Source organism: Facklamia sp. HMSC062C11 (assembly GCF_001810675.1).
Classification (GTDB): domain Bacteria; phylum Bacillota; class Bacilli; order Lactobacillales; family Aerococcaceae; genus Facklamia; species Facklamia hominis.
Genome location: NZ_KV802418.1, coordinates 1 through 25,309 on the forward strand (window position 1 = coordinate 1; position 25,309 = coordinate 25,309).

At 37.8% G+C, this 25,309-nt stretch carries 26 protein-coding genes; 11 read left to right on the forward strand and 15 right to left on the reverse strand.

The window, feature by feature from the left end; translation table 11 throughout:
• Window positions 1-624: 624 nt before the first annotated feature.
• The 3 genes from HMPREF2758_RS08375 to HMPREF2758_RS08385 all read right to left on the reverse strand — a co-directional run bounded on the left by HMPREF2758_RS08375 (window position 625) and on the right by HMPREF2758_RS08385 (window position 3,101).
• Complete coding sequence (locus HMPREF2758_RS08375; RefSeq protein ID WP_070610081.1) at window positions 625-1,161, reverse strand: G5 domain-containing protein; 537 nt, start codon at window positions 1,159-1,161, stop codon at window positions 625-627.
• Between the two features lie 56 nt (window positions 1,162-1,217).
• Window positions 1,218-1,991, reverse strand: coding sequence for a TraX family protein (locus tag HMPREF2758_RS08380; protein WP_006908744.1), 774 nt, complete (start codon window positions 1,989-1,991; stop codon window positions 1,218-1,220).
• 534 nt (window positions 1,992-2,525) lie between these two features.
• Window positions 2,526-3,101, reverse strand: coding sequence for a TetR/AcrR family transcriptional regulator C-terminal domain-containing protein (locus HMPREF2758_RS08385; protein WP_070610083.1), 576 nt, complete (start codon window positions 3,099-3,101; stop codon window positions 2,526-2,528).
• Between the two features lie 154 nt (window positions 3,102-3,255).
• Between HMPREF2758_RS08385 and HMPREF2758_RS08390 the strand changes: the two genes are divergently transcribed.
• The 3 genes from HMPREF2758_RS08390 to HMPREF2758_RS09140 all read left to right on the forward strand — a co-directional run bounded on the left by HMPREF2758_RS08390 (window position 3,256) and on the right by HMPREF2758_RS09140 (window position 7,921).
• A complete protein-coding gene (locus HMPREF2758_RS08390) occupies window positions 3,256-3,960 on the forward strand; it encodes an ABC transporter ATP-binding protein (protein ID WP_006908742.1) in 705 nt (234 codons plus the stop codon).
• A 7-nt stretch (window positions 3,961-3,967) separates the two neighbouring features.
• Window positions 3,968-7,618 (forward strand): FtsX-like permease family protein, encoded by a 3,651-nt coding sequence (locus tag HMPREF2758_RS08395; protein ID WP_070610085.1) that lies wholly within the window; start codon window positions 3,968-3,970, stop codon window positions 7,616-7,618.
• A 165-nt stretch (window positions 7,619-7,783) separates the two neighbouring features.
• On the forward strand, window positions 7,784-7,921 hold the full coding sequence (locus HMPREF2758_RS09140) for a helix-turn-helix domain-containing protein (protein ID WP_148128900.1): 138 nt from the start codon (window positions 7,784-7,786) through the stop codon (window positions 7,919-7,921).
• Window positions 7,922-8,002: 81 nt separating this feature from the next.
• Here the strand turns inward: HMPREF2758_RS09140 and HMPREF2758_RS08885 are convergent, their stop codons facing one another.
• Window positions 8,003-8,185, reverse strand: a complete 183-nt coding sequence (locus HMPREF2758_RS08885; RefSeq protein ID WP_006908740.1) for a hypothetical protein — start codon at window positions 8,183-8,185, stop codon at window positions 8,003-8,005.
• A 1,097-nt stretch (window positions 8,186-9,282) separates the two neighbouring features.
• On the opposite strand from HMPREF2758_RS08885, the gene HMPREF2758_RS08400 reads away from it, so the two are divergent.
• The 8 genes from HMPREF2758_RS08400 to HMPREF2758_RS08435 all read left to right on the forward strand — a co-directional run bounded on the left by HMPREF2758_RS08400 (window position 9,283) and on the right by HMPREF2758_RS08435 (window position 14,008).
• A complete protein-coding gene (locus HMPREF2758_RS08400; protein ID WP_070610087.1) occupies window positions 9,283-9,603 on the forward strand; it encodes a helix-turn-helix domain-containing protein in 321 nt (106 codons plus the stop codon).
• An 18-nt stretch (window positions 9,604-9,621) separates the two neighbouring features.
• On the forward strand, window positions 9,622-10,737 hold the full coding sequence (locus HMPREF2758_RS08405; RefSeq protein ID WP_070610089.1) for a hypothetical protein: 1,116 nt from the start codon (window positions 9,622-9,624) through the stop codon (window positions 10,735-10,737).
• A gap of 14 nt (window positions 10,738-10,751) precedes the next feature.
• Window positions 10,752-11,303 carry a sigma-70 family RNA polymerase sigma factor gene (locus HMPREF2758_RS08410; RefSeq protein WP_070610091.1) on the forward strand — a complete coding sequence of 184 codons (552 nt, stop codon included), beginning with the start codon at window positions 10,752-10,754 and terminating at the stop codon, window positions 11,301-11,303.
• 58 nt (window positions 11,304-11,361) lie between these two features.
• Window positions 11,362-11,565: a hypothetical protein gene (locus HMPREF2758_RS08415; protein WP_070610093.1), complete on the forward strand. Its 204-nt coding sequence runs from the start codon at window positions 11,362-11,364 to the stop codon at window positions 11,563-11,565.
• 19 nt (window positions 11,566-11,584) lie between these two features.
• The gene (locus tag HMPREF2758_RS08420; RefSeq protein ID WP_006908734.1) at window positions 11,585-11,836 is read left to right on the forward strand and encodes a DUF2922 domain-containing protein; all 252 of its coding nucleotides are present in this window, start codon (window positions 11,585-11,587) and stop codon (window positions 11,834-11,836) included.
• Between the two features lie 608 nt (window positions 11,837-12,444).
• Window positions 12,445-12,705, forward strand: a complete 261-nt coding sequence (locus HMPREF2758_RS08425; RefSeq protein ID WP_070610095.1) for a hypothetical protein — start codon at window positions 12,445-12,447, stop codon at window positions 12,703-12,705.
• On the forward strand, window positions 12,696-12,947 hold the full coding sequence (locus HMPREF2758_RS08430) for a phage holin (protein ID WP_070610098.1): 252 nt from the start codon (window positions 12,696-12,698) through the stop codon (window positions 12,945-12,947). The genes HMPREF2758_RS08425 and HMPREF2758_RS08430 overlap by 10 nt, the downstream gene beginning before the upstream one ends.
• Window positions 12,932-14,008, forward strand: a complete 1,077-nt coding sequence (locus HMPREF2758_RS08435; RefSeq protein ID WP_070610100.1) for a glucosaminidase domain-containing protein — start codon at window positions 12,932-12,934, stop codon at window positions 14,006-14,008. The genes HMPREF2758_RS08430 and HMPREF2758_RS08435 overlap by 16 nt, the downstream gene beginning before the upstream one ends.
• Window positions 14,009-14,317: 309 nt before the next feature.
• Here HMPREF2758_RS08435 and HMPREF2758_RS08440 read toward each other — a convergent pair whose 3' ends face one another.
• The 11 genes from HMPREF2758_RS08440 to HMPREF2758_RS08490 form a co-directional block, all read right to left on the reverse strand.
• On the reverse strand, window positions 14,318-14,659 hold the full coding sequence (locus HMPREF2758_RS08440; protein ID WP_070610102.1) for a hypothetical protein: 342 nt from the start codon (window positions 14,657-14,659) through the stop codon (window positions 14,318-14,320).
• 278 nt (window positions 14,660-14,937) lie between these two features.
• Complete coding sequence (locus tag HMPREF2758_RS08445) at window positions 14,938-15,627, reverse strand: response regulator transcription factor (RefSeq protein ID WP_070610103.1); 690 nt, start codon at window positions 15,625-15,627, stop codon at window positions 14,938-14,940.
• Entirely contained in the window at window positions 15,620-17,020 is a 1,401-nt protein-coding gene (locus HMPREF2758_RS08450; protein WP_070610104.1) for a histidine kinase, read from the reverse strand. The genes HMPREF2758_RS08445 and HMPREF2758_RS08450 overlap by 8 nt, the downstream gene beginning before the upstream one ends.
• 54 nt (window positions 17,021-17,074) lie before the next feature.
• Window positions 17,075-18,514, reverse strand: coding sequence for an alanine/glycine:cation symporter family protein (locus HMPREF2758_RS08455; RefSeq protein ID WP_070610106.1), 1,440 nt, complete (start codon window positions 18,512-18,514; stop codon window positions 17,075-17,077).
• A gap of 6 nt (window positions 18,515-18,520) precedes the next feature.
• Window positions 18,521-19,279, reverse strand: coding sequence for an alpha/beta hydrolase (locus HMPREF2758_RS08460; protein ID WP_070610107.1), 759 nt, complete (start codon window positions 19,277-19,279; stop codon window positions 18,521-18,523).
• Between the two features lie 15 nt (window positions 19,280-19,294).
• The gene (gene glyA / locus HMPREF2758_RS08465; protein WP_070610109.1) at window positions 19,295-20,563 is read right to left on the reverse strand and encodes a serine hydroxymethyltransferase; all 1,269 of its coding nucleotides are present in this window, start codon (window positions 20,561-20,563) and stop codon (window positions 19,295-19,297) included.
• Window positions 20,564-20,930: 367 nt separating this feature from the next.
• Window positions 20,931-22,133 (reverse strand): amidohydrolase, encoded by a 1,203-nt coding sequence (locus HMPREF2758_RS08470; protein ID WP_070610111.1) that lies wholly within the window; start codon window positions 22,131-22,133, stop codon window positions 20,931-20,933.
• Window positions 22,105-23,061, reverse strand: a complete 957-nt coding sequence (locus tag HMPREF2758_RS08475; RefSeq protein WP_070610115.1) for a PfkB family carbohydrate kinase — start codon at window positions 23,059-23,061, stop codon at window positions 22,105-22,107. Before HMPREF2758_RS08475 ends, HMPREF2758_RS08470 begins: the two co-directional genes overlap by 29 nt.
• Window positions 23,058-23,870 carry a BtpA family protein gene (locus HMPREF2758_RS08480; RefSeq protein WP_070610116.1) on the reverse strand — a complete coding sequence of 271 codons (813 nt, stop codon included), beginning with the start codon at window positions 23,868-23,870 and terminating at the stop codon, window positions 23,058-23,060. Before HMPREF2758_RS08480 ends, HMPREF2758_RS08475 begins: the two co-directional genes overlap by 4 nt.
• Window positions 23,863-24,606, reverse strand: a complete 744-nt coding sequence (locus HMPREF2758_RS08485; RefSeq protein ID WP_070610118.1) for an amino acid ABC transporter ATP-binding protein — start codon at window positions 24,604-24,606, stop codon at window positions 23,863-23,865. Before HMPREF2758_RS08485 ends, HMPREF2758_RS08480 begins: the two co-directional genes overlap by 8 nt.
• Complete coding sequence (locus HMPREF2758_RS08490; protein WP_070610122.1) at window positions 24,606-25,298, reverse strand: amino acid ABC transporter permease; 693 nt, start codon at window positions 25,296-25,298, stop codon at window positions 24,606-24,608. Before HMPREF2758_RS08490 ends, HMPREF2758_RS08485 begins: the two co-directional genes overlap by 1 nt.
• Window positions 25,299-25,309 lie beyond the last annotated feature (11 nt).

The following is a 25,309-nucleotide window of genomic DNA, read 5'->3' on the forward strand; positions in this document are numbered from 1 at the left end:
GTACTCTCAGAGCGATGAGAGTTACATTTCGGGGCTAATTTAGTACTCTCAGCACGACGAGAGTTACAATTTGGGACCAATTTAGTACTCTCAGCACGATCAGAGTTACAATTCGGGGCTAGTTTAGTACTCTCAGCACGATCAGAGTTACAATTCGGGGCTAGTTTGGTACTCTTAGCACGACGAGAGTTACAATTCGGGGCCAATTTGGTACTCTCAGGGCGATGAGGGTTACAATTCAGCGCCAGTTTAGTACTCTCAACACAACAAGTGTTACAATTCGGAGCTATTTTAGTACTCTCAGCGCGCTCAGAGTTACAGTTCGGGGCCAGTTTAGTACTCTCAACACAACGAGTGTTACAATTTGAGGCTAATTTGGTACTCTCAGCACATCGAGAGTTACAATTCAGGGCTAGTTTAGTACTCTCAACACAACAAGAGTTACATTTCGGAGCTAATTTAGTACTCTCAACACGCCAAGGGTTACAATTAACGATCACGATTCTTGGCAAGCCATGAGGAGATTTATGGGGTGGGATTACCAACAAAGTATAGACGCCACAAAAAAAGAACCAAGCCCCTTCCAGTTGCTTAGTTCTTTTGCTTATTCCTATCCATCAGCCTCTAAAGGCCGATCTGCCTATTTAATCGCTTATTGACCTTAGAGCGAGGCTTAACTAATCCAACACTGGCAAGAATCGATAAGGCTGCCATCCCAAAAATCAAGCTAGGATCACTTTCGCCCGTTTGAGGCAACACCGCTACTTGAGGTTTAGCAGGAGCTAGCGCCCCTTTGTCCGCTGGACGGCTTTGAGCCTGTCCTTGAGAAGCTTTATTGCTTTCCTTTGGTTGGTCTTGAGCTTGTCCTGGAGAAGGTCGGCTTGTTTCCTTGGATGGTTGTTCTGGTTGAACTGACTTCTCATCACCAGCTTGTCCTTGGGATGGTGAAGATTGGCTTACCAACTTGGTTCCCACTTCGATAATCTCATCGATTGGTAGACGATCATCCGCAGTATAGTCTAAGACTTTTCGAGTTACTTTCCCATTAGCATGGGTCGTCACTTCGGTAAAGGTACGTTTCAAGCCCATTTGCCCTTTTTGAATGATCCGACGCTCGCTGAAATTGATATCGCTTAAAGCGGTATAGGGAATCTTCTTCATATACCTTGCCGAGATGTTTTGTTGGCAATATAGACGTTATAAAACCTCCGTTGTTGTTATGCAAAATAGCTTATGATCGCAATAATCCACAAATGGGCAGGATAAAAAATATAAAAGAAATATTTTGTAAATTTGTTATTTTTGCCTCGTTCCCCATTGTAAAGATACATAAATGGAAGAACTGTAATAAATAACCAGTCCGAATTATATAACATCATATCCAAAGCAATCATTGGATCCTCATAATTGAATATATCACTTATAGACAACGCTGCAAGAATTACTGCATATATAATATATATCAAATTTCGCTTTTTAGGTGATCCTCTAAACAAATATGTAATAAGCATAAATGGAATTACAATATTACCACCTTCGGCAAATATGAATCCTACAATAAATACACCAATTTCCAACAACACTTGAAGCACTCTTGTTAAGCTATTTTTTACGAACCACTTTTTGGAATCCGCATTTATATTCAGAATCAATACACCCAGTGCCAGTGTCAAAAAGATATTATTATCAATATGAATATCTTTGCTTCTTAATAATACTTCCATCAAACTGTTTCCAGCAGCCATAAATACAGCCCAGCCAAACAATCTCAGATTGTATTGAATCTGACTCCTTGTATGCAGAAAACCTTCTACAGCATTAAATGCAAACCATACCGCCACGCAACGTGTTACTGCATGGAATATACCTACCAATAAAGGTGGCACCAGTCCTGGAATATGTGGCAAATGATCTAATACCATAAGCATTGCCATAAACAGCTTAATTTGAAATTGGTTAAATTGATATCGTTTATTATTTTGAACAGACATTGATATATTCTCCTTTCTCGTTCTGTAGTCAGTATAATAAAAAGCTTCATATCACCAGTTGAATATAGACATTTAGGATCAGCTATCAGTTATTGGTTATTCTTAAATTAGTACGTTCGATTTTAGATTGTACAAATAAGTGTTGACAATCCAATGATAGTTATAATTTAATTGATCGAACAAGCTTATCGATTAATTGTTTCCATTGTTCAACTATCTAGTTGGTCTGCTGTTTTTAAAATAACTTAAACATTTTTTTCACACTTACCCTTAAGTATAATTGATCAAGGCCTTTATGTAAACTCTTCCGCTATTCCATTTTTATAAAATAGGTGGGGGATTATTCCTAAATTAGACTTAATCGTCAAACCTCTAAAAAATGGAGACTACTTAACTAGAATTGAAAATTTGAAAGAATAGCTACCTTCAAAGCCTGAATACCCATAAAAAAATTAAGCAGAACGTCCCTTATCGATGACATTCTGCTTAATCTTTTTATGATTGATTATTTGTTTTAAGGATTCATCTGGGCGTTCACTCTTTATACGCCTTTAGAGAGGCAATGATGGTATTAACCGTCGTGACTTGAATAAAGTGGTTGATTTTCTCGCGAGGGATCGCCTCTTTAGCATAAATAAGTTCAATTAAAATCCCTGCGATGGCTTCTGTAACATAGGTTGTCAGAAAATTTCTGTAATCTTCATCGATCTCGACCATTAATTCTTTTTCCGCCAGACGAATAAAGTTTCCAATTATTTCCATAAAATCCTTGAATAAAAATCTTTTTAAGTCACGCTCCCCCACAGAATTGATGATATTTGTCAGAAAATTGCGATTCTCATCAATATAATCCAGTGTAAAATTAATCGCATCATCAATATCATCAATCGTATTGTAGTCACGGACTTTCTTTATCGCCTCCTGCTCCAAAAGCCAACATAATAAATCGTAGATATAGTCAAAATGATAATAAAAGGTATTCCTATTGACTTCACTCAGCTTGGTAATTTCAGTCACTGTCACTTCTGAAAAGGACTTATGTTTTAATAGTTCTTTTAGGGTATTTGCCAGTAAAAGCTTGGTATTATAGGAATTGATCGCGTTTCTCATAGGCCCTCCTAATCTAAGTTTTCTAAAATTCTACACCACTTTTATGCATTTGTCTAATAAATAGACACTAGTTATAAGTTGCTAATTGTACCCCTATAGTTATCTTTGTAAAATATGGCCTTACTAGTCAATAACGAAAGGAGCTATATTTAAGATGAGTTATATAAAAATGAAAAACTCTTATAAGATATATAACGAAGGCAGACAAAACGAAATCGTTGCGAATCGTGATGTGAATTTTGAAATCGAAGAAGGTGAATTGGCGATCATCCTTGGAAACTCAGGAGCTGGTAAATCAACTATCCTTAATATTCTAGGCGGTATGGATACCAATAGTAAAGGGCAAGTCATCATCGATAATAAGGATATTTCCAATTACAGCAAAAAAGAATTAACCGACTACCGAAGAAATGACGTCGGATTTGTCTTTCAATTTTATAATCTGGTCCAAAATTTAACGAGCAAGGAAAATGTGGAGTTGGCATCAGACATTGTCAAAGATGCCCTAGACCCTGAGGAAGTTTTAAAAAGTGTCGGTCTTGAGAAAAGAATGAACAATTTTCCCGCAGAGCTATCAGGTGGAGAACAACAGAGGGTAGCTATAGCCCGTGCCATTGCTAAAAACCCAAAAATTTTGTTATGTGATGAACCAACCGGCGCCCTCGACTATGAAACAGGTAAGCAAGTCCTCAAAATTTTACAAAATATGAGTCGTCAAAAAAATACCACAGTCGTCATTGTCACCCACAACTCAGCCATTGCTCCCATTGCAGACCGAGTTATTAGAGTCCGTGATGCCACGGTGGAAAAGATTGAAGTCAATCCACATCCCGCAAATATCATGGATTTAGAATGGTAGGTGTGTTATGAAATCACTCAAGAAAAGTATCATCAGAAGTTTTAAATCATCAACCGGCAGATTTTTTTCAATTTTTATGCTAATGATGATCGGATCTTTTGCCCTTGTAGGGTTAAAAGTTACCGGACCGAATATGGTAACAACAGGCGAAAACTATTTTAACCAAACAAATCTAACAGATGTCACCGTCATAGGGTCTATGGGAATTGATCGTGATGATGTGAAGCAAATCGATAAAGTAAGTGGCATCAGTCAGATTGAATATGGCTACTTAAAAGATGTATCGATCGATGACAGCAACAGCTCGATTAGAATCTTATCCCAACCTAAAGAGATTTCTAAATATATCATTCAAGAAGGAACTGACTTGAAAAATCAAACAGATATCCTTCTTTCAAAAAACTTTGAAGATCGCTATAAAATTGGGGATAAGATCAGCTTTATCGAAAAAACAGGTATCGATGATAAAATGGTCCTCAAAAATCATAGCTATAAGCTAGTAGGTTTTGTCGATTCGGCAGAATATATTTCCTATGCGAATATGGGAGCTTCCCAAGCCGGTGATGGTAACTTGACCGGTTTTGCTTATGTCATGGATGACAACTTTGACTCGGATTATTTCATGATCGCAAGAATGCGTTATGAAGATACCAACAATCTCAATCCTTTTTCTGATGAATATCGGCGTAAAATCGAAGCCCACACCGATGAACTGAACGATCGATTAAAAGATCGCGGAAGTCATCGTTTGGCAACGATCAAATCGAATATCCAAGATGAAATCGATGAGGGGCAAGCTAAGATCGATGATGCTCAAAGTAAAATAAATGACAAGGAACAAAAATTAGACAGTGCCAAAGATAAGATAGCCGATGGTAAAGATCAATTAGCTGATGCGGATAAAAAATTAAAAGACGCCAAAGGATTACTTAGTTCCAGTAAAAAGACCTTAGATCAAAAATGGCAGGAACTCCAAGCTGGAAAAGCCAAATTAGATGCTGGTAAATCTTCATTAATCGCTGCAGAAAATCAATTAAACAATGCTTTTGGACTCATTAACCAAGGCGAAAAAGACCTCGCAACCGCCCAAAATACCTTAGCCAACAAAGAAAATGAGCTGGCTAATGGCAAAGACCAATTGGCTGCAGGACTGGATCAATATGAACAGAAGAAAACAGAAGTGGATAGTAAGAATGAACAGCTAACCGCCGCTGAAAATGAACTACAGCAAAAACAAGATCAAGTGACTAACTTATTAAACGGAATTTCCGAAGTAGAAAGCAATATAGCCCCACTTGAAGCAAGAATTGATCAAATATCGATCGACCTTTCGAATCCGGATATCGATGATGAAACAAAAGAGAATCTTACCAGCGAACTCGTGGCCAATCAAGCAAATCTGGACGGACTAAAACAAAAACTTAATGAACTCAATCAAACAAAAGCAGCAATGCTTACCCCAGAGGCAGAAGCACAATTAGAAACTGGCAAAAAAGAACTCGACAACAAACGCACTGAACTTAATGTCGCTTATGAAAAATTAAGTACTGCAAAAGCAGACTTGGATGAAAAACAAGCTGAAATTGCGGCTGGTGAAGAAAAAATTGAAGCTGGCAGAGCAAATCTCCAGCAAAAAGAATCAGAACTCAATCAAGCAAAAGCAGACTATCAGTCCGGCAAAGCTCAATATCAATCAAGTGTCAATCTCTACACACAAAATCTAAATACCTACTACCAAGGCCTTAATAATTGGAATGCAGCTTTTGAAAAATTAAATCGCAAAGAAGCCGAATATCAATCCAATCTTGATAAATATAAGGCAAATGTCAAAGAACTCGAAGAAAAAGAACAAGAATACCAAGATGGCTTGAATGAATTTAATGAAAAAACAACAGAGGCCAAGGATAAAATCAAAGATGGTGAAGAGAAAATAAACGATGCCAAAGAGCTAATGGATTCCATCGAAACACCTGTTTATAATATCTATAACCGACGTGAAGCTCTGGGTTCTGCTGGATATACGATCTATCGAACCATTTCAGATATAGTCGATAAGCTATCAAATATCTTTCCAGTCTTCCTCTATTTTGTAGCAGCTTTAGTCACACTTACAACAATGACAAGATTTATCGATGAGGAACGAATCAACTCCGGCACCTTAAAAGCTCTAGGTTATCAAGATAAAGATATCATTAAGAAATTTACCATCTATGGATTTATTGCTGGAATCTTAGGAACGCTATTTGGCGTAATCCTCGGTCATACGCTTCTTCCATTAATAATATTTAATGCCTATGGCAAACACTTTAGTGTGCCTAAGATACAGCTAGACTTCTACCCCAAGCTTGTCGTGATCTCTCTCATTCTTTCTCTGATAAGTTCCGTGATTCCGGCATTCATTGTTGCTAAAAAACAATTAGCGGATAAGCCAACCAACCTACTTCTACCCAAGCCACCTGCAAAGGGTTCAAAAATTTTACTTGAGAAAATCACACCCATTTGGAGTAGGATGGGCTTTATCCAAAAAGTAACGGCTAGAAATATTTTTAGATACAAAAAAAGAATGTTCATGACAATCTTTGGAGTAGCGGGTGCAGCCACCTTGTTATTTGCAGGTTTTAGCGTTCAAAGATCCATTGAAGGAATTGAAACTACCCAATTCGGTGAACTCATCAATTATGATCTAATCGTCGCTTTTAACAATCAACAAAGCGATGATGATAAGAAACAAATCGACGACCTGCTAAATAGTCAACAAGTAACCAACCACACAGGATTACATTATGATAAAGTCACAAAAGTTGCCGGAGATTTCAATGATAAACAAGAAATTAATCTCCTGGTTAGTAATGATGTTGATAAAGTCAATGAATTTATTATCCTAAGAGATCGTAAATCCGGAAAAACCATTAAGCTTCCTGAGGATGGCGTGGTCATTAGTGAACGGCTAGCAGATATTACCGGAACAAAAGTTGGCGATGAGTTAACCATTCAAGATAAACATGAACATGATAAAACTGTAAAAGTTGCTGCCATTACAGAAATGTATGCAGGACACTTTATGTTTATGACCGATAAAAACTACGAAAAAGCCTTTGGCGAAAACTATGAGGCAAACGCCGAGATTGTTACACTGGCAGACAGTAGCCTTGATAACGCCAATAAGGTTGCTAAGCAATTCATGAACATCGACGGCGTAAAGGGCGTTGTTTCAAACACACTCATTGAAAATCAAACCAATATTGTGGTAACCGCTCTAAACAAAATTATGTTACTTATTATCGTTGTAGCAACCTTGTTAGCCATGGTAATTCTCTATAATCTAACCAATATCAACGTACAAGAAAGAATCAGAGAGCTTTCAACCATCAAGGTTCTAGGTTTCCACGATAAGGAAGTTACCATGTATATCTACAGAGAAACCATTTTTCTTACACTTCTCGGAATTTTTGCCGGCTATATACTAGGGGATGCCTTATTTATATATATCCTAAAAATTGTCCCCCCTGCAGAAATCATGTTTAATCCCGCCCTAAGCTGGATCTCTTTTGCAATTCCATTAGGAATCATTGGAATAATCACCCTCATTTTAGGAAGATTGGTATTCCATAAACTAAAACACGTGGACATGTTAGAAGCACTGAAGTCGGTCGAATAATCAAAAGATACATACACATAAAACAACCCCCTCAATGATAATCAGTAAAATAAAGTCCCCAAACAAAAAGGTTGATGACGCTTCGGCGTTCATCAACCTTTTTATATTAACAGAAGTGATCAAAATCATTTATCTTAAGGGGATTAAGACTTTATTGAATAATGGTTGCTGCTCCATCTTCTAAGAGCTCGAATTACCCGAATCGAGAGCATCCTCAATATCGACATGAATAACAGTAGCGACCGCATGCAGCTTCAAATCGCCATCACGCTCTATCATTTATTACACTTTATCTTTTCTTAAAAGGCCACATTCAATGGGCTAATATATAACAAAAACCCGCCCTAGTTGCTGACTGCGAATAGGGCGGGTTTGATTAACTTTTTAGAACAAGAGTTGGGCTAGGGGGATACCTACTAAGACAATAATGAGGATCTCTCCTAGGACGAATAGGCTGGTATATCGATAGACATCCTTAGCTGTCACAAAATCCTTCTGGGCAAAAATTGCTGCCGCTTGACGCAATTTAGTACTCTCCGCACAACGAGTGTTACAATCCAGGGCCATTTTTGTACTCTCAACACGACGAGAGTTACATTTTGGAGCGATTTTAATACTCTCAGCACGATGAGAGTTACAATTCGGGGCCAGTTTAGTACTCTCAGCTCATCGAGAGTTACAATTCGGGCCTAATTTAGTACTCTCAACACAACGAGAGTTACATTTCGAGGCTAGTTTAGTACTCTCAACCCATCGAGAGTTACATTTCGGGGCCAATTTGGTACTCTCAACGCAACGAGAGTTACATTTTGGAGCGATTTTAGTACTCTCAGTACGATGAGAGTTACAGTTCGAGCCCATTTTAGTACTCTCAGGGCAATAAGAGTTACATTTCGGGACCAATTTAGTACTCTCAGAGCAATAAGTGTTACAATCTCAGCCCTTTTTAGTACTCCCAGCACGACGAGAGTTACAATTCAACGCCTTTTTAGTACTCTCAGCACATCGAGAGTTACAATTTGGGCCTAATTTGGTACTCTCAGGGCGATGAGAGTTACAATTTGGGGCCAGTTTTGTACTCTCAAGACCCACAGAGTTACAGTTCGGGACCATTTTGGTACTCTCAGCACATCAAGAGTTACATTTCAGAGCCATTTTAGTACTCTTAGCCCAACGAGAGTAACAATTTGACGCAATTCTAATACCCTCAGCACGCCAAGGGTTACCATTAGCGATCAGCTCAATCAGAATCATGCGCCTAGCTTATCTAACGACTTCATCCAACGATATTTCGTTTTGAAAGCGTATCCAAAGGAAACCCCTCTTTCACCCCTCAACTTCATCCAAAAATTCAAAAAATTATTTATTTGAAAACTCAATAGATCAAATTAGACTATACAAAATCTTATCTAAATAGCTTTTAGATCATAATTATTAAAAATCATCCCGGCCACCCTTCTGGCACTTTCATTCTAATTAAACACACTAATCCAAGCCAGTCAAGCCTTTTAGACTCTTTTATCGAAAATCAAAAAAGAATGGCGTTTTTTCATCTATCAGTAATCATATATTTACAAGGCTATCGATAATCGCTTATACTAAGCCTTGGGTCAAGGAAGCGGTATCAGTCCCTGGCCTAATACAATAAGAAAGAAGGTCATTCCATGACTAAGAATAAATCATATATCAATCACCGATTGGATGAAGCCATTCGGCGAGCAGGCTTAAATTACAAGCAATTTGCCAAGTTGATCAAGGTCTCACCCAATTGTATCTATAATGTACTCTATGGCTACAACTCTCCTTCTTATAACTTCATCTACAAGACTTGCCTTGCCCTCCAACTTAGTCCCAGAGACCTCTTTCGCACGTTCTTCTATGATGACGAGGCTCAATGTCATCAACCTTATCTGAATGACGATCTAATGAACTTTCTCGAGGAGATGTCTGATGACGACAATTCCATCGATTCCAAGGATCCCTAAGTGAAAGGAGGCCAAGCCATGACCATTAAACGCATTGTCGATGTCAGCTTCTGGGAAGATCCTCAAGTCATTGATCACTTCTCCATCGAAGACCGCTACTTTTATCTCTATCTGCTCACCAATCCCAACACCAGCCAATTAGGGATCTACACCCTCCCCATCAAGACCATCTCCGACAAAACCGGCTTCAGCCGAGAAGTGGTCCTCACCCTCCTTGACCGCTTCCAGGAAAAACTCCAGGTCATCCGCTATTCCAAGAAGACCCAGGAGATCGCCGTCTTGAATTCCTTACGAACCTCCATCATCAAAGGAGGCGTAGCCGTTGAACGCTTACTCAAGAAGGAAGTCGCCCAAGTTAAGGACCTAACCCTCATCCAGGCCACTCTGACTCATAACACCCGCTACTTCCGCCTTTCCAATCGGTCTTTCGACCAAAAAATCTACACTCTCTTACAAGAAGAAATTCAGCTACGTCAAAAACTTTTGGAGAATCCCCAGAAGATTGACCGCCAATTCGATAATGATAATGAGAATGAGAATGAAAAGGAGAATGAATCCCTATTCGCTAATGAGAATGACAATGATAATGAAAATCAAAATAAAAATGATAATGGAAATGTCAATGTGAATGATAATCAGAATGAGGATGCCCCGGAAACAAGCGTTTGGCCCCCTCAACTAAGTCCGCTCTGTCCAGATAGCACGGATATCCTAGCAGCCAAGCCTGCCATCGAGCTTGATGATCTGGGGCTAGATCCTAATCTTCCTCCAGCCATCTATCAATCCGAACGAGCCATCCTACGCCAACGCCTAGAAGATCCTTACCTCTTTCGGGAGGGGGTCATCAATAATCCAGACTTGACCTTAGATCTAGACATCATCCAACCCTTTTTAGACTTCTGCCAGGAAAAGGGCCTCTCCTTTAGCCGGACAGAACTGGTCGCTTATAACCAGTGGCTCCTAAAGCTGCCCTTTGATATGGTCCGCGAAGCAGTTCTACGATCCATGGACAAGCAGGAAGTCTTTTATTACTCCATGAAGATCCTCTGGAATTGGCAGCGACTCAAGTTCAAGAGCCTCTTCCATGTCTTTGAAAATCAAAGCCGCGACTACTTACCGGATAGTACTTACTAAGAAAGGAGCCTCCCATGTTAGATGATCACCATGCTCGTTTAATCCTTGATCAATTCGAAGCCGTCATCCACCAAGTTCTGCGTTCCTACCAGGTCGATCCAAGATCGGCAGACTACCCCGATTATGTTCAGGAATTACGCATCAAATTGTTAGAACTGGCTAAGAACTTCGATGGCCAACCCTTGAAGCTAGCCGATGACCGCTACCGCTTTGTCTATTTTGCCAAGCAAGGACTCAAATGGCATCTCTTAAATCTCTTTAAGAAGTCACCCCAAGAAGTGAGCTTTATGGCCGACCCAGTCCTCATTCCCGACACCAGCTGCCCCTTTAGCGAAAGGGCCGAAGCTCGTATCAGTCTGGACCACTACCACCAACAAGCCCGGTCGCATCTCAATGACCGTGAATATTGGATCTACCGAGCCTTGATCGATGATCAGCTCAGCCACCAGGAGATCCAAGACCAACTGGGCATCAAGCGGTCAACCTACTACAAGTACCGCCAAGCCATCCAACGAAAGTTAGCCAACTTTTACCCCCAACTCAAACAATGCGTGGACACTTTTTAGGAAATAATTGTTTATAGGGTGTAGCTACAAAAAACAAGCATCCCAAGGAGGAATTACCATGCCACAAAAAACATTCAAGTCCGGTCGTTTGAGCTTGAAGAGCCTAGACCCTGAAAGCAAGAAGATAAGTTCTGTCTCACTAAACGGTCTGACCGAAGCCGCCACTGTTGACCAAGTCCAAGGCGTCAAAGCCGCCATTGACAATCTGTTAGATATCCCTAGCCAAACCGTTGAAGGTGTCTACACCTATCAATTCAACTAATCATCTAAGGAGGTAACTTATGGAAACTAAAAAAGTATTCGAATTGAAATTCTTAGACCCTACTGGGAAAGAACGTAAAATTACCCTCTCCCGCCCAGCAGAAGGGCTTGACGCCCAGACAGCTAAGGCTGCCATGGATGCCATCGTCCAAGCTGACATCTTCCAATCCGCCGAAGGTGTAGACCTCTATGCTCAAGCCGTCTCAGCCCGCTACGTGGTTCGCTCTGTCGAAGAAGTCTACGACGCCCAAGCTGACCCTGTATCTGCCTAAGACTCCCCCTAGAGGCTGTGACTTTCGAGTTACAGCCTTTTTTTAATACCATTTATCAAATGCACTAGTGTGCGTGAGTGTTCGATAAAGGTGAGCTGGCGCAGTCTGTTAAACGTGCTTCGATGAGCATCTCCTTATGTCTAAGCAAAAATCGCTCTGCACGACTGACGTCGTTCGAGTGATTTCTTACTTAGCCTACAGGAGATAAACGCTCATCGTCGCACTCTCTTTAAAACGTGCTCACAAAAGCTGAACCTTGAATCTAAGCAAAAACCCTCAACATTTTCGAAGAAAATGCTCGGGTTTTTGCTTAGCTCTTCGGTTCAAAGCGCTTTTGTTCACACTCTCATTAAAACGTGCTCACAGTCGCACCCCCTTGTGTCTAAGCAAAAATCGATCGGAGTGACTATCGTCACTCCGATCGATTTCTTACTTAGCCTACAGGGGATAAACGCTCATCGTCGCACTCTGTTAAAACGTGCTCCAAAAGTCAGAGCCTAGAATCTAAGCTAAAACCCTCAACATTTTCTGCGAAAATGCTCGGGTTTTTGCTTAGCTCCACGGCTCTAAACGACTTTTGTCGCACTCTTATTCGAAAGGAGTTTTTTATGTTTTTGATTGAATTGGGTGGTTATGCGGGGGCTTTGTTGGCTCTTGTTGGCTTGTCTCAGAAGATCTATCAATTGATCCACAAGGTTCAGGAGGTATTGGATCAGATTCATCAGCTTCAAGAAGACCTGGCCGGCTATCAAGAAAGCCTCGTTCCCTTGCAAAAACAAGTCACCCAACAAACCAACCGTCTCAACACCCTAGAAGCCATTCTCTATGCCCCATTCCCCTTAGAAAGGAGTTCCCAACCATGCCCTTAAGCAACCGAACTTATGACCTAGGCAAGTGGCTAGTCCTCGTCTTCTTGCCAGCCCTGGCCGTTCTGGTAAAAGGACTAGGACAGATCTATCCGCTGCCTCATATTGACCAAGTGGTCATGACCCTCAATCTGGTCGCCGCCTTCTTAGGCACCCTACTTCAGATCTCCAGCCAGCACTACGATCCTAAAGATCCTCAGCACCCCATTCCCATCGAAGGAGACCGCCTATGCCCCAATTATTAGAAAAAGTCGCACCCCTCTTTCAAAAATACCCTTCGCCCATCTCGGTAGCCACGCGGATGGCCCAATTCGTGGTCGAATCTGGGGCCGGCCAATCCCCTCTCTATCAAAAATCCTTCAATGGTTTTGGGATTAAGGCCTCACCACCCTGGCAAGGTCCCAAGGTCCAACACAGCTCCCTAGAAGCTGATGGCAAGGCTCAAGCAAGTTATTTTCGCAAATACGACTCGCTGGAGACGTCCATTAAAGACCACGCCAACTTCTTCACGTCAACCCCTTACCGGCGGGATGTCGCCTACAAGAAGGCCATTGAGGCTGACACTTACCAAGAAGAAGCTCAGGCTCTGACTGGTATCTATGCCGGTGATCCGCATTATGGGGACAAGTTGATCCAAATCATTGAACTCTATCAACTCACCCAATATGACTTGGCTCAAGCCCCTGCCCCTTGGCAACCCCAAATAATTGACCGCCGTGACCAAGCCCTGGGTGGTCAAGCCTATGACCGCCCTCGCAGTGCCATTAAGACCATTGTCTGGCATTATACGGCCGTTCCTAGAAAGTACCAGCGCAAGATCTGGGACCACGAGCAATATTGGAAGAATCAAAAGAGCTGGGACCGGGGTGGCTATCACTATTACATCGACAGCCAAGGTGTCCTCTACCGCAACTACAATCTGGAGCGGATCACCTGGGGCGTCGCCGACCACAATGGCGATACCGTCCACATCTCACTGGAAGCCAATTCCAAGACCGATTATTCACCGGAACAGATCAAGACCCGGGACTGGATCACTCGCCAACTCATGGCGGAATTAGCGATTCCCGCCAGCCAAGTTAAAGGCCACTGGGAGGTCAATAACAACACCGCCTGCCCCGGTTATAACCAGGAAGAATTAGAAGCCTTTAGAGCCGATCTGACCCAACCGTCAAAACTCATTCCCTCCGTCAAGAAAGCCTCCAACAAAGAAACCCCCGAAAAAGCCAGCCCCAAGCAAGACCCCACTTGCGACAATTATCTGGTCTTCCAAGGCAGACGCTATCAGCTCTTGCCTGTCGAATAGTCACCCAGTAAATAGAAATCCCAGCCCGCAGATGGGCTGGGATTTTTTAGGTAAAAAGGGATCCGGCTATCATGATTGTTGGTAGTTTGATTTGTTTGATGGGATCAGGAGACTAAAGAATCCAAGACTATCAAAGCTCGAATCCCGCTATCAAAAGCCCGTTTTTATCCAATCCTAGCCCCTTTAAGATAGTTCGAGTTGATTGGGTTCATCCTTCAAGCTAAGGCTCTTAAATCCGGTTTTTAGCGCCATTTCACCGAGTTGCTCGAGTGCCTTACGCCCATCGTTAAGCGTAAAAAAACGAACACCTTAAATTTTTAGACCGCCCACTTGATCTTCAAAGACAAGGTCTCCCTCGTGATCATTAATATATAACAAAAGATCCTCTTTCCATTGCTCTTTCTCTAAAAGATTCATTCCCTTAGGTTCAATAAACACCTGCAAAAATGACTCTGAATTACCCAACAATAGAATAAAATCGGGTTGAAAGGCTTCAAAATGTACTTCGCGCGGTCTTGGATCAAACTGATATAGCTTCAGTTTTTCATTTTTTGCGGACTCACGGTGCATATTCTCATCCATCCGAATCCAATAAACATCCTGATAAGCTTGCTTTAATTCTGGCAACCGTTCACGAAGACGATCTACCAACTGTGCCTCCGTCTGATTAATAATCGCTGAATCATAAACAAAGAAATCATCCTGACTAAAGGTAATTTATGACTCATTAATTCTAGCAAGTTTGTCTAATGCAATGTTCTTATCCTCTTTTGTCCCTCCTTCAATTATTTCTCTTTTAATGCCTTCAGAAGAACTCCAATATCAAATGTTAACTCTAACTCTAACTCTTTCTCTTGTTCAAGTATTTTATTACAAGTACTCACTTACGCCCTTAATTATAAGTACACATGGAATGATGTTTGTGCTACTTAATTTTTATGTTCTCTTCTATATTTTGTAGGCGTATTATTTGTCTGTTTATTAAAGTGTTTAAAAAAAACTTCTGGAGAATTATACCCAACCTTGTAACTAATTTCCTTAACACTATCATTGGTATCGATTAATAACTTTTTCCCCTCATTAATTCTAATCATTGATAAATAATTCATAATAGTCTCGCCTGTATGCTTTTTAAACAGTCTTGACAAATTACTAGGCTGCATGTAAAAGTGTTCTGCTAATTTTGAAACCGAAAAATCTCTTTCATTATATTTATGCTTCATAAGGTATATGATCTCGTTAACAATTGAATTCCCAGAATCCTCGGAACTGAACAATCTCTGTATCATTTCTGTTAACTTTCTTCTATCAATAGGCTTTAATAGAATATCCTTTGCACCAAGTCTTAATGCTTCCTGAGCATAAGAGAATTTGTCATATGCTGTAACTACAACGTAAGTATTATCAGGATAGCTTCTCATAACATCGAGCCCTGAAGCAAAAGGCATTCTAATATCTATAAAGATCAATTCTACTTTGTTGTTTTTTAAATACTCTATCGCTGATTTCCCATCTGAGATATAATTCGTAATTTTAATGGGTAAGTTTTCAATTTTAATAATCTTATCAATTATTTCAAAGACAGATCTTTCGTCATCAATTACTATGGCATTAATCATCTTTTACTCCTTTTGGAAATACAATACTTACACCTGTTATATCATTGTCAGAAAAAACATTCATGGTAAAGTGATTAGAAAAGTTAATTTTAAACTTTTGGTACACTAAAGAGAGTCCTTTATCATCTAAGTTAGTAAGGCCTTCATTGATCAATTTTAGGGAGCTCATATCTATTGATTTCCCATTATTCACTACTTGTAAATTAATGTTGTCTTTGTTATATTCTTTGATCGCTATCAATATTTTTTTCTTGCCATTATAATTGATGAACCCATGGGAAAAGGCGTTCTCTATAATTGGTTGAATACAATTTATAGGAATCCTTTCGTTAAGAAGCTTGTTATCAACCTGATACTGTACTTCTAAATTGTTCTCATATCGGTATTTTTGCAATTGTATATATGTTTTTAGATATTCAAGCTCTTGATAAATAGGAATTAAATCGTTTGAATTATCTGACGTGTACCTTACCATATCAGAAAATAAAATGATAATATCATAAAGCATCAAATTTTTCTGACTAAGTGCTAAATTCGCAATATAATTCAAGGTATTAAACATAAAATGATAGTTTACTTTCATACTGGAACTTTTTTCTTTTTCCAGATCTAATTGATGTTCAATTTGTTTGATTTCTATTTTATTTTCTTGTAATTCATCCATTTTTTCCATAAGTTCTTTATTAATCGAATATCTCGAAATTAAAGAAGAGATGCTTTCCGATAAGCTAATAAAGTAATTTTGAATACTTTTTTTAGTTGATTCTGGTATATTATCATAATCAATATCCAAATGGTTGAAGATAATATAACCACAGTTTTTATCAACCACTGATATAGGAAATACTATATAGCTTGGTTTTTTTATTGTTTTTTGACTAACTAAATCATCTTCATCTAAACATATTTCTGAATAATCAAACTCATAATAGTCACTATAGTTGCTATAAACGATCGAATTATTATTGTCCACAACATAAAAGTTTAATGACAACTCTTTGTCAAAATTTATTAAAATATGATCAGTCGCATATTTTAAAAGACTAAAATCATCTGATTTCTTTAAGAAAGACGGTTCCATTTCCTTCTTTTCGATAATCCTAGGAACAGATATAACTAAGTCAACCAGCTCTTCATCACTCTCATTTAAAGTAGCATGTTGAGAGTTAAATGGAAAATGTAAATAATCGCCTGCTTTTAATCGGAAAGATTCCCCGTTACGTTCATAAACTCCCCCACCTTTTAGAACAAAAAGGAATTGCTCATTTTCATAATGCACATGTGGTTTTTGATACGTATGTGGAAAAATTTTTGAAATTCCTATATTAATATTATAATTTAATTCCTCAATCCATCTAACTTCTCCCCAATAAAACTCTTGTATGTTGTCCATAATAACTCCTAAAAAGTCTTCCCGAAAAATAACGGGAAGACTATGTTTTCTTAATTAGTTCCAAATATTTTTATCCGCTTTAATATTAAGGCTCTCAGGATCAAATGTCGGAGATAAAACTCCTTCTGATTTCTTAGAACAATAATCATTTACAATTTTAACACCCTGACTACCAACGAATATCAACGCTATAACATTGGTCCAAGCCATTAAACCATTACCAATATCAGCCAAAGCCCAAATAGTATCTGATACTACCAGTGTACCACCGAATACAGATACTAAAAACATAATCTTAAGTATCAAAAATGCAATTTTATTGTCACCTACTATATAAGAAAGGCTACTTTCAGCATATAGATAAAAAGCAGTTAATGCAACAAAAGCGAAAATTAAGACTGCTAGGGCTACGAAAATATTCCCAAAATTAGGGATAGGGATTGTTGATTGGATAGCATTAGCGACAAATGGGTTTCCATATGCTACTCCTTTAAGTCCTTCATATACTATATCACCACTAGCATTAACAACATTATAACTATCAGTTATTAATATCATTAAAGTTGTTGTTGTACAGACAAATAAAGTTCCAATATAAACACTTAACCCTCCCAAAAGTCCTTGTTGAGCTGGATGGGTTACTTGAGAGGTTGCTGAAGTAATTGCAGAGGTCCCAATACCAATTTCATTAGCGTGGACACCACGACGAATCCCCCATTGTAGCGCACTACCCAGCATAGCCCCAAAAATAGCATCTCTTCCAAAGGCAGATTTGAATATTAATGCCAATACAGCAGGAAGCTTAGTGATATTAAATGCTATGATGATGATTGACATTAATACGAATAGTAAACCGGCAATAGGCGATAATTTTTGACTCGTCCTCCCCATACGTTTTAAACCACCAAATATCACAATGCCTAGTATTATAGTGAAAATTATAGCTAGGACTAATGTAGGTATGTTAAATGCCTCATTTAATCCTTGAACAATGTAAAAAGATTGAACTCCGGACATTAAGAAAGTTAGCGAAATTGTTGTAATTAAAGAATATGTAATTGCGAAAAACTTCCCTAAGTTTTTATTTTTAAAACCTTCTGCCATATAATTAGCTGGCCCACTCTTATATTCATTGTTAATTACTTTTTTATACGTTTGTCCTAAAGTACCTTCTAAAATTGCAATACTCGATCCAAATATTGCTAAAATCCAAAGCCAAAATATTGCACCCGGTCCTCCAAAGTATATCCCAGTTGCCATTCCGGCTATATTACCTACACCAACTGTCCGTGCTGCAGTAAAAATAAAAGTTTGGAAGGGAGATAACCCTTGTTCAGACTCTCCACGTTCCTTCAATAGCCTAAACATTTCTTTTAATTGTGTAAACTGCGGGAACCTCATAACAATCGAATAGTAGATACTCACCCCTAAAATTAAGAATATAAGTGGCATATCCCATAAAGTTCCAGCAATTTTATTTAGAATATCAGCCATAATTATTTATTCCTTTCTCATATCTTCTAAGTACTCAATCGAAGCTTCAAAAAGCTCTTTTTGGTATTCAACATTATCGTAAGTATGTCCAGCCCCTTCCACATAATATAACTTAGAATTTTTTGCATAATGATTATAAAACCATCCATTTATCGGTAGTACATCAGCATCTTCCGATCCATGAACTATTCGAACAGGTATATCAATTTCTTTAATTATATCCAGCGGTCGAATATTAATTATATTTTCAAAAAATTCTTTACCTACCTCATCACCATCAATTGAAGTATCATGACCTTCCAACCCCTGTTTAAATCTTTCAACACCTAAGATATGGTAAAAATTCCATAAAGGATTTGAAACCGGAGACCATAAAATAAGCCCGTCACAATCTATCTTATTACTTAGTAAGGTAGAGGTTGTCCCTCCCATACTATAGCCATGGAGAAATAACTTTTCCCATGATATTTCTGATTTTAGAACCTGCAAAACAGCAAGGTAGTCCTGAACTTGCCCCTCGATGGTCATATAATGATAGTCCCCTTCACTATCTCCTGACCCCACACAGTCCGTTCTACACACTGTGTAACCTAGATCAACGAGTTTTTGTTGAAACTTTGGTAGCATCCTATGAGGAGTTATTTTGTGCCCTACAAACCCATGACAGAAGAAAACCAAAGAATGATTATCTACTTCTTGATTTGGCGTTTGGACTACTGTAAGGAGCTTCTTGCCACGGCTATCAACGATATATGATTTTAACAATATAAACCCTCCTATCTATTTTACATTTAAATATTTAAAATCTTCCTCAGAATATAATGGAAATTCTGAAGCTAGCTTATTAACCCTTTCCTTTAAATTATTTAGAATATCTGAGTTATTTATATTCTCAGCTGCTAAATTAATTATCTCCGCAATTTCTTTCATTTGCTCCTCTTTCATTCCTCTTTGAGTTGTTGCGGTAGTACCAATTCTTATACCACTAGTTTCGTTTGGTCCAAGAGGATCACCAGGGATTTGATTTTTATTCACCGTTAAGCCAATTTTATTTAGCGTTTCATCTAGATCATGACCTGTGATATTTTTTTCTCTTAAGTCTACTAATAGTAAGTGAGTATCGGTTCCTCCAGAAACTAATCTAAAGCCAAAGTTCTCAAGTTCATTACCTAAACATTTTGCATTAAGCAATACCTGCTCCATGGTTTTCTTGAATTCCTCTGACGCACAATGTCTGAATAACCAACACTTAGCAGCCATTGTTGTCAAATGCATAGATCCGAGACATCCAGGAAATACACCTTTATCCAATTTCTTGGCGAATTCCTTTTTACACATTACTAATCCAGCCCTCGGACCGGCAATCGTTTTTGTAGTTGATGCTGTTACAAAATCTGCATAGGGGACCGGAGAAGGAATAACTTTTGCTGCTATCAGACCAATTATATGAGCAGCGTCAACCATAAGATAAGCATTGTTTGCTTTAGCAATATCAGAAATACGCTTATAATCAATTAACCTTGGATAAGCTGACCCACCGGCAATGATTAATTTGGGTTTATATTCATGTGCCATTTCTTCCAAAATATCATAATCAATTTGTTCTGTATCCATACTGATTGGGTAATGTACAAAATTGTAAAAATTATGAATAAAGTTAGCTTTAGAACCGTGCGAGAGATGCCCACCCTGATCTAGTTTCATGGATAGGATAGTATCGTCTTTTTCTAAAACCGTTGAATACACACAATAATTAGCAGTCGAGCCTGAGTATGGCTGAATATTAATGTGCTCACAGCCAAAAAGTTGCTTTGCACGATTAATCGCTTCTATTTCAAGCTTGTCTGCATTTTCGCTACCTTGTTGATACCGCTTACCAGGATAGCCTTCTAGAGTTTTATTTGTGAATATTGAACCTGACAGCTCCATAATTTCAATTGGAACAGTACTTTCTGATGCGATCATTTCAATGTTCTTTTCTTGTCTATGTAGTTCGGCTTCTACAATTGAGTATAACTCAGGATCAGAAATTTTAGTTTTTTCTAGCATGGTTTACCTCCTATATTTTGACTTTAACAGATTTTCTAACTACTTTAATTCTATTTTAATATGAAACTGCATTCAATAGTTAGAAATATCCATTTTATGATTAAAATTATCATATTTCTATAGGATTTAATTACTTTCATAGGTAAAATAGGATCATCGATCGATATGTAAAATATTGAGCTTCTAAAATAAATAGGACTGATGGAACAATAACTTTCCATCAATCCTATTAATCTAAACGCTCAAAATTATTGAATTCAAATTAAGTTAAAACTAAAAACACACTCAATTACCTAATGAATATCACACACTAAATTTGATGGATAGTTTAACGTAATCTTTTTGTCCATGTGTCCACCTCAAGTAATTAGTTATTATTTAAGAAGTCCAACGAAAACTGAAACATCGTTGCTAACCCATATTTTAATCCTTCCGGATCCACTTCAAACCGTGAATTGTGATGTTCAGCGCCTGTTCCTAATTCAGAATTTCTAATTCCAACAAGAGTAAATACACAAGGTGCAATTTTACTATATCTAGAAAATGTTTCTGATGCATACCACCGCTGGTTCGTCACTAAGCTTTCTGGGTAATTTTTTATCAATGCATTTTGCGCTATCTCAGCTAAAGAGCAATCATTTTTTACTGAATATCTATCTGCGATTAATTCTTTAAAGATGATATCACAATTATAGGCGGCCCCAATCGAATTACAAATCGTTTGAATTATATTTATAGCCAATTCTCCTTGTTCATAATCAAAATATCTTAGTGTACCACCAAATTCACAAATATTAGGAATGACATTTAATGTATTTCCAGCTTGTAACTTGGTAAGTGCAAAAGTAACAGTTTTTTCAACATCTATTCTCGACATAAGCATTTGATAAATAGTACTAATAATACTATTTGTACATACAATAGGACTGTTCGCATAATCTGGACGAGATCCATGACCACCTTGCCCAACGACTTGGACATCAAACATTCCACAAGCAGCCATGACATAATCCTTGTTAATAATAACTTTACCTGTATCTAATCCATTATAGACATGGTTCCCATAGATGGCATCAATGGAATAATCTTTCAAAGTAGATACTATATTATCGATACCTGCTCCACATTCCTCACCATCTTCAAAAATTGCAATTAATTCACCTGAAAAAAACTCCTTATATTTGATGATTAACTTTAGGCAAATTAATAAAATGCTCATATGAGCATCATGCCCACATGCATGCATGATTCCTTGATTTTTAGAAATACACTTTTTTAATCCCTTAAGATTGTTAGCATCCTCAATGATTGGCAATGCATCAATATCCGTTCTTATAGCCAGTGTTTTCCCAGGAGTTTCAAATTTATAATTTGCAATGAACCCTGTTTCACTAACAGGTTTAATATTAAATCCTAAATTTAAAACATATTCCTTTAAGAATTTTGATGTTTCGTATTCCCTACATGATAACTCAGGGTTTTTATGAAAACATAATTGTAAGTCTTGAAGTTCTTCAATAAATGATTTATCAACAACTTCCCTAAATAACATTGATTGTTCTTTCTTCATAAACTTTTTTTATCTCCTCAACTTTTGGAATAGAGGCAATTGATCCTTTCATACATACAGATAATCCACTGGCTATAACAGCCAATACTAATGATTCAGTAATATTATAATTATTACTAGATAACATACTCGCTACAGTCCCAATGAATATATCTCCAGCACCAGTAGTATCAACAGCCTTTACCTTAAGCGAAGGTATAGTTCTTACTTGATCATCAAGATAGACAATACCGTTTTCTCCTAAAGAAATCAGTGGCAATGTTATTCCTTTTTCTTTCATAATCTCTAACCTTTGAGTAAATGTAGAATTTTCTTGTCCGAATCTCAACATTTCTACTTCATTAGGCTTTAGAATATCAATAAATGGGTATAATTGAACATTCTCTTCCTCAGCGTTTCTAGAAGAAGCATCGACTATAATAATCGCTTCTCTCTCATAACATTCCCTTATAAAGGGCAATAATACTTTTTTACTTACTTCTAAAGAACAAATTACTATATCTCCTTTTTTAATCGGAATAGCAGAAAAATCTTTAATCTCAGATAACAGTCTATTGACTCCCGGACAACAAATAATCTTGTTTTGTCCAAATTCGTTAGTATTAATAATAGATAATCCGCTTTTTTCTGAAGATCTAAATAAATAATCTGTATTAATATCATTTTCCTCTAAGCACTTAAGCAATTCTTTGCCGTACTCATCCGTGCTTACCATAGAAATTAACGAAACATTAGCCCCTAACCGCTTAGTCGTAATTGCTTGATTCAGGGCCTTTCCACCACATGAAAAGAAAAAATCCTGATTAGTATAAAGAGTTTCCCCTAATACAGGAAACCCTTCTGTCGTTATTGTTAAATTCATATTGGAAAACCCAAAAGTATATACATTACCTGTGAATTTTAAATTTTTTAATAATTTATGTCTCATCGAATATTACAAACCTTATTCATAAATTTCTCAATCCTTTGTGGATCTAACTCATTTTCTATTTTTCCATCTTTCTTAAAGTAACTACCTACAATAAAACCATCCGCTACAGTAATTAGTTCGGAAATGTTCTCTTGATTCACACCGCTACCAAGAAAAACGGGCAAGTCAATCTTACTACTTGCTTCTTTAACTTTCTCACAAGATGGCGCTTCTCCAGTTTGGAAGCCAGTAATAATAATTGAGTCAGCCCCTTGTTCTTGAGCATCATAGGCTAAATCTTTAATATGACGATCATTTACAATAAAATGACTGCCATGCTTCACATTAACATCACAATAAAAGTCCACACAATCATTTGCTTGTAAATAACTTCTATATCGGGCCAATTCTCCGGCAACACCTTCAGTTAACCCAGTATATGAAATATACGCCGAAATATATTCAAAGACTCTGATCCACCTAGCTCCTGTAGCTTGAGCAATCGCTAATGCAGGCAAAGCTCCATTCATATGCACATTAACCCCGTATGGAATATCCAAAACTTTCGATACTTCATTGACTACAACTGACATTGCAGCAACTGTTTCAAATCCAATTTTATTACTTTTAATAAAAGGTCGATCCCATTGGTTTTCAATTTGAATACCATCTACTCCGCATTCCTGATAAATTTTTGCCTCTTTCACAGCTTTAGAAATCGTCTTATCTAGTGAATAATCTATCGAATCATATTTGGGACTTCCTGGTAAGGGTAAAAGATGAATCATCCCAATTACCGGCTTATCAACTTTAAAGTAATTAAACATAATCCTTCTCCTTCAAGCCCAAGAATGTTCTAATTCGATCATTATCTGTTTTTTCTAATTCGTCAAAAGTTCCAATAAATTCGATTTTTCCATTGTTTAGAAATACAACTTCATCGGAAATGTCCTTAGCAAATTTCATATTATGAGTAACAATCAGATTAGTAAATTTATCCTTAGTTACATCAAATATCAATTTTAGAATTTCTGATTCAATTTCTGGATCCAGAGCACTTGTCGGCTCATCAAACAACATAATCTCAGGCTCCATGGCTAATGCTCTTGCTATCGCAACTCTTTGTTGTTGTCCCCCTGAAAGAGCATGAGGATAATAATCTTTTCGATTTAATAATCCTACACTTTCTAATAATTCGTTTGCCCGAGCCCTCGCTTCTTCTACTGGAATTCCTTTAACATGTACAGGTGCTAACATGATATTCTCTTCGGCAGTTTTATTAGGGAATAAATTGAAACCTTGAAAAACCATCCCGGTCCGTAACTTAAACTCTCTTTCTAAACTTTTATTATGGTTTTTGGAAAAGTCAAGTCTGATATTATCATATTCAAAAACTCCTGAATCAGGTTTAGATAACATGTTAATACAGCGTAACAATGTCGATTTTCCTGAACCAGATGAACCGATTAGAACTGTTGTTTTTTTACTCTTCACCTCAAGATTAAGCCCATCAATAACTGTGTTGTTCCCAAATGTCTTAACTATTCCTTCAAGTCTTAACATTATGCCACCTCCACTTTATTGGTTGTGCGTTTAACTTCAGGAAGAGTCAATTTGTTTTCTAACTTCCCTTGAACATACGTTAAAATAGTACAGAATATTAAATAAACAAATGCAACTTCTATATATAATAGTAACGGCTCGTAGGTACGTGCCACCGCTCTTTGTGTTACTAACATCATTTCGGTAACAGTAATGGTGGACGCAAGCGAACTGTCTTTAACCAAGGCTATGAAATTATTAGCTAATGTAGGTGTTGCTATTTTAGCAGCTTGTGGTACTACAATCTTCATAAAAGTTTGAAAATATGTTAGTCCCAATGCTTCAGCAGCCTCCCATTGCCCTTTCGGAACAGCAAGAATGCTTGCTCTAATAGTCTCTGAATAATATGCACCCACACTTAAGACATACGTTATTACCGCAGCTGGTATTGCAGGAAGCGTTATACCTACTTTTGGTAAACCGAAAAATACAATAAATAATTGAACCATCAACGGTGTTCCCCTGATAATCCAAATATATATTGAAGCAATTTGCGTTAAAATCGGTATACGATTTATCCGAATGATTGCTACAAAAGTAGCTAAGATCATACCTAAAATAAAAACGACAATTGAAAAAGGTATAGTAACTTTTAGTCCAGTTTCAAGAATGGGCAGAAATGATTCTGCCCATATTTCAAATGCTTTATTCATAATATCTACTT

Bases quoted from the DNA above. Each gene is read 5' to 3' on its own strand.
- HMPREF2758_RS08375 (WP_070610081.1), bottom strand. From the start codon at position 1,161: ATGAAGAAGATTCCCTATACCGCTTTAAGCGATATCAATTTCAGCGAG.
- HMPREF2758_RS08380 (WP_006908744.1), bottom strand. From the start codon at position 1,991: ATGTCTGTTCAAAATAATAAACGATATCAATTTAACCAATTTCAAATT.
- HMPREF2758_RS08385 (WP_070610083.1), bottom strand. From the start codon at position 3,101: ATGAGAAACGCGATCAATTCCTATAATACCAAGCTTTTACTGGCAAAT.
- HMPREF2758_RS08390 (WP_006908742.1), top strand. From the start codon at position 3,256: ATGAGTTATATAAAAATGAAAAACTCTTATAAGATATATAACGAAGGC.
- HMPREF2758_RS08395 (WP_070610085.1), top strand. From the start codon at position 3,968: ATGAAATCACTCAAGAAAAGTATCATCAGAAGTTTTAAATCATCAACC.
- HMPREF2758_RS08885 (WP_006908740.1), bottom strand. From the start codon at position 8,185: ATGGCCCTGGATTGTAACACTCGTTGTGCGGAGAGTACTAAATTGCGT.
- HMPREF2758_RS08400 (WP_070610087.1), top strand. From the start codon at position 9,283: ATGACTAAGAATAAATCATATATCAATCACCGATTGGATGAAGCCATT.
- HMPREF2758_RS08405 (WP_070610089.1), top strand. From the start codon at position 9,622: ATGACCATTAAACGCATTGTCGATGTCAGCTTCTGGGAAGATCCTCAA.
- HMPREF2758_RS08410 (WP_070610091.1), top strand. From the start codon at position 10,752: ATGTTAGATGATCACCATGCTCGTTTAATCCTTGATCAATTCGAAGCC.
- HMPREF2758_RS08415 (WP_070610093.1), top strand. From the start codon at position 11,362: ATGCCACAAAAAACATTCAAGTCCGGTCGTTTGAGCTTGAAGAGCCTA.
- HMPREF2758_RS08420 (WP_006908734.1), top strand. From the start codon at position 11,585: ATGGAAACTAAAAAAGTATTCGAATTGAAATTCTTAGACCCTACTGGG.
- HMPREF2758_RS08425 (WP_070610095.1), top strand. From the start codon at position 12,445: ATGTTTTTGATTGAATTGGGTGGTTATGCGGGGGCTTTGTTGGCTCTT.
- HMPREF2758_RS08430 (WP_070610098.1), top strand. From the start codon at position 12,696: ATGCCCTTAAGCAACCGAACTTATGACCTAGGCAAGTGGCTAGTCCTC.
- HMPREF2758_RS08435 (WP_070610100.1), top strand. From the start codon at position 12,932: ATGCCCCAATTATTAGAAAAAGTCGCACCCCTCTTTCAAAAATACCCT.
- HMPREF2758_RS08445 (WP_070610103.1), bottom strand. From the start codon at position 15,627: ATGATTAATGCCATAGTAATTGATGACGAAAGATCTGTCTTTGAAATA.
- HMPREF2758_RS08450 (WP_070610104.1), bottom strand. From the start codon at position 17,020: ATGGACAACATACAAGAGTTTTATTGGGGAGAAGTTAGATGGATTGAG.
- HMPREF2758_RS08455 (WP_070610106.1), bottom strand. From the start codon at position 18,514: ATGGCTGATATTCTAAATAAAATTGCTGGAACTTTATGGGATATGCCA.
- glyA (WP_070610109.1), bottom strand. From the start codon at position 20,563: ATGCTAGAAAAAACTAAAATTTCTGATCCTGAGTTATACTCAATTGTA.
- HMPREF2758_RS08470 (WP_070610111.1), bottom strand. From the start codon at position 22,133: ATGAAGAAAGAACAATCAATGTTATTTAGGGAAGTTGTTGATAAATCA.
- HMPREF2758_RS08475 (WP_070610115.1), bottom strand. From the start codon at position 23,061: ATGAGACATAAATTATTAAAAAATTTAAAATTCACAGGTAATGTATAT.
- HMPREF2758_RS08480 (WP_070610116.1), bottom strand. From the start codon at position 23,870: ATGTTTAATTACTTTAAAGTTGATAAGCCGGTAATTGGGATGATTCAT.
- HMPREF2758_RS08485 (WP_070610118.1), bottom strand. From the start codon at position 24,606: ATGTTAAGACTTGAAGGAATAGTTAAGACATTTGGGAACAACACAGTT.
- HMPREF2758_RS08490 (WP_070610122.1), bottom strand. From the start codon at position 25,298: ATGAATAAAGCATTTGAAATATGGGCAGAATCATTTCTGCCCATTCTT.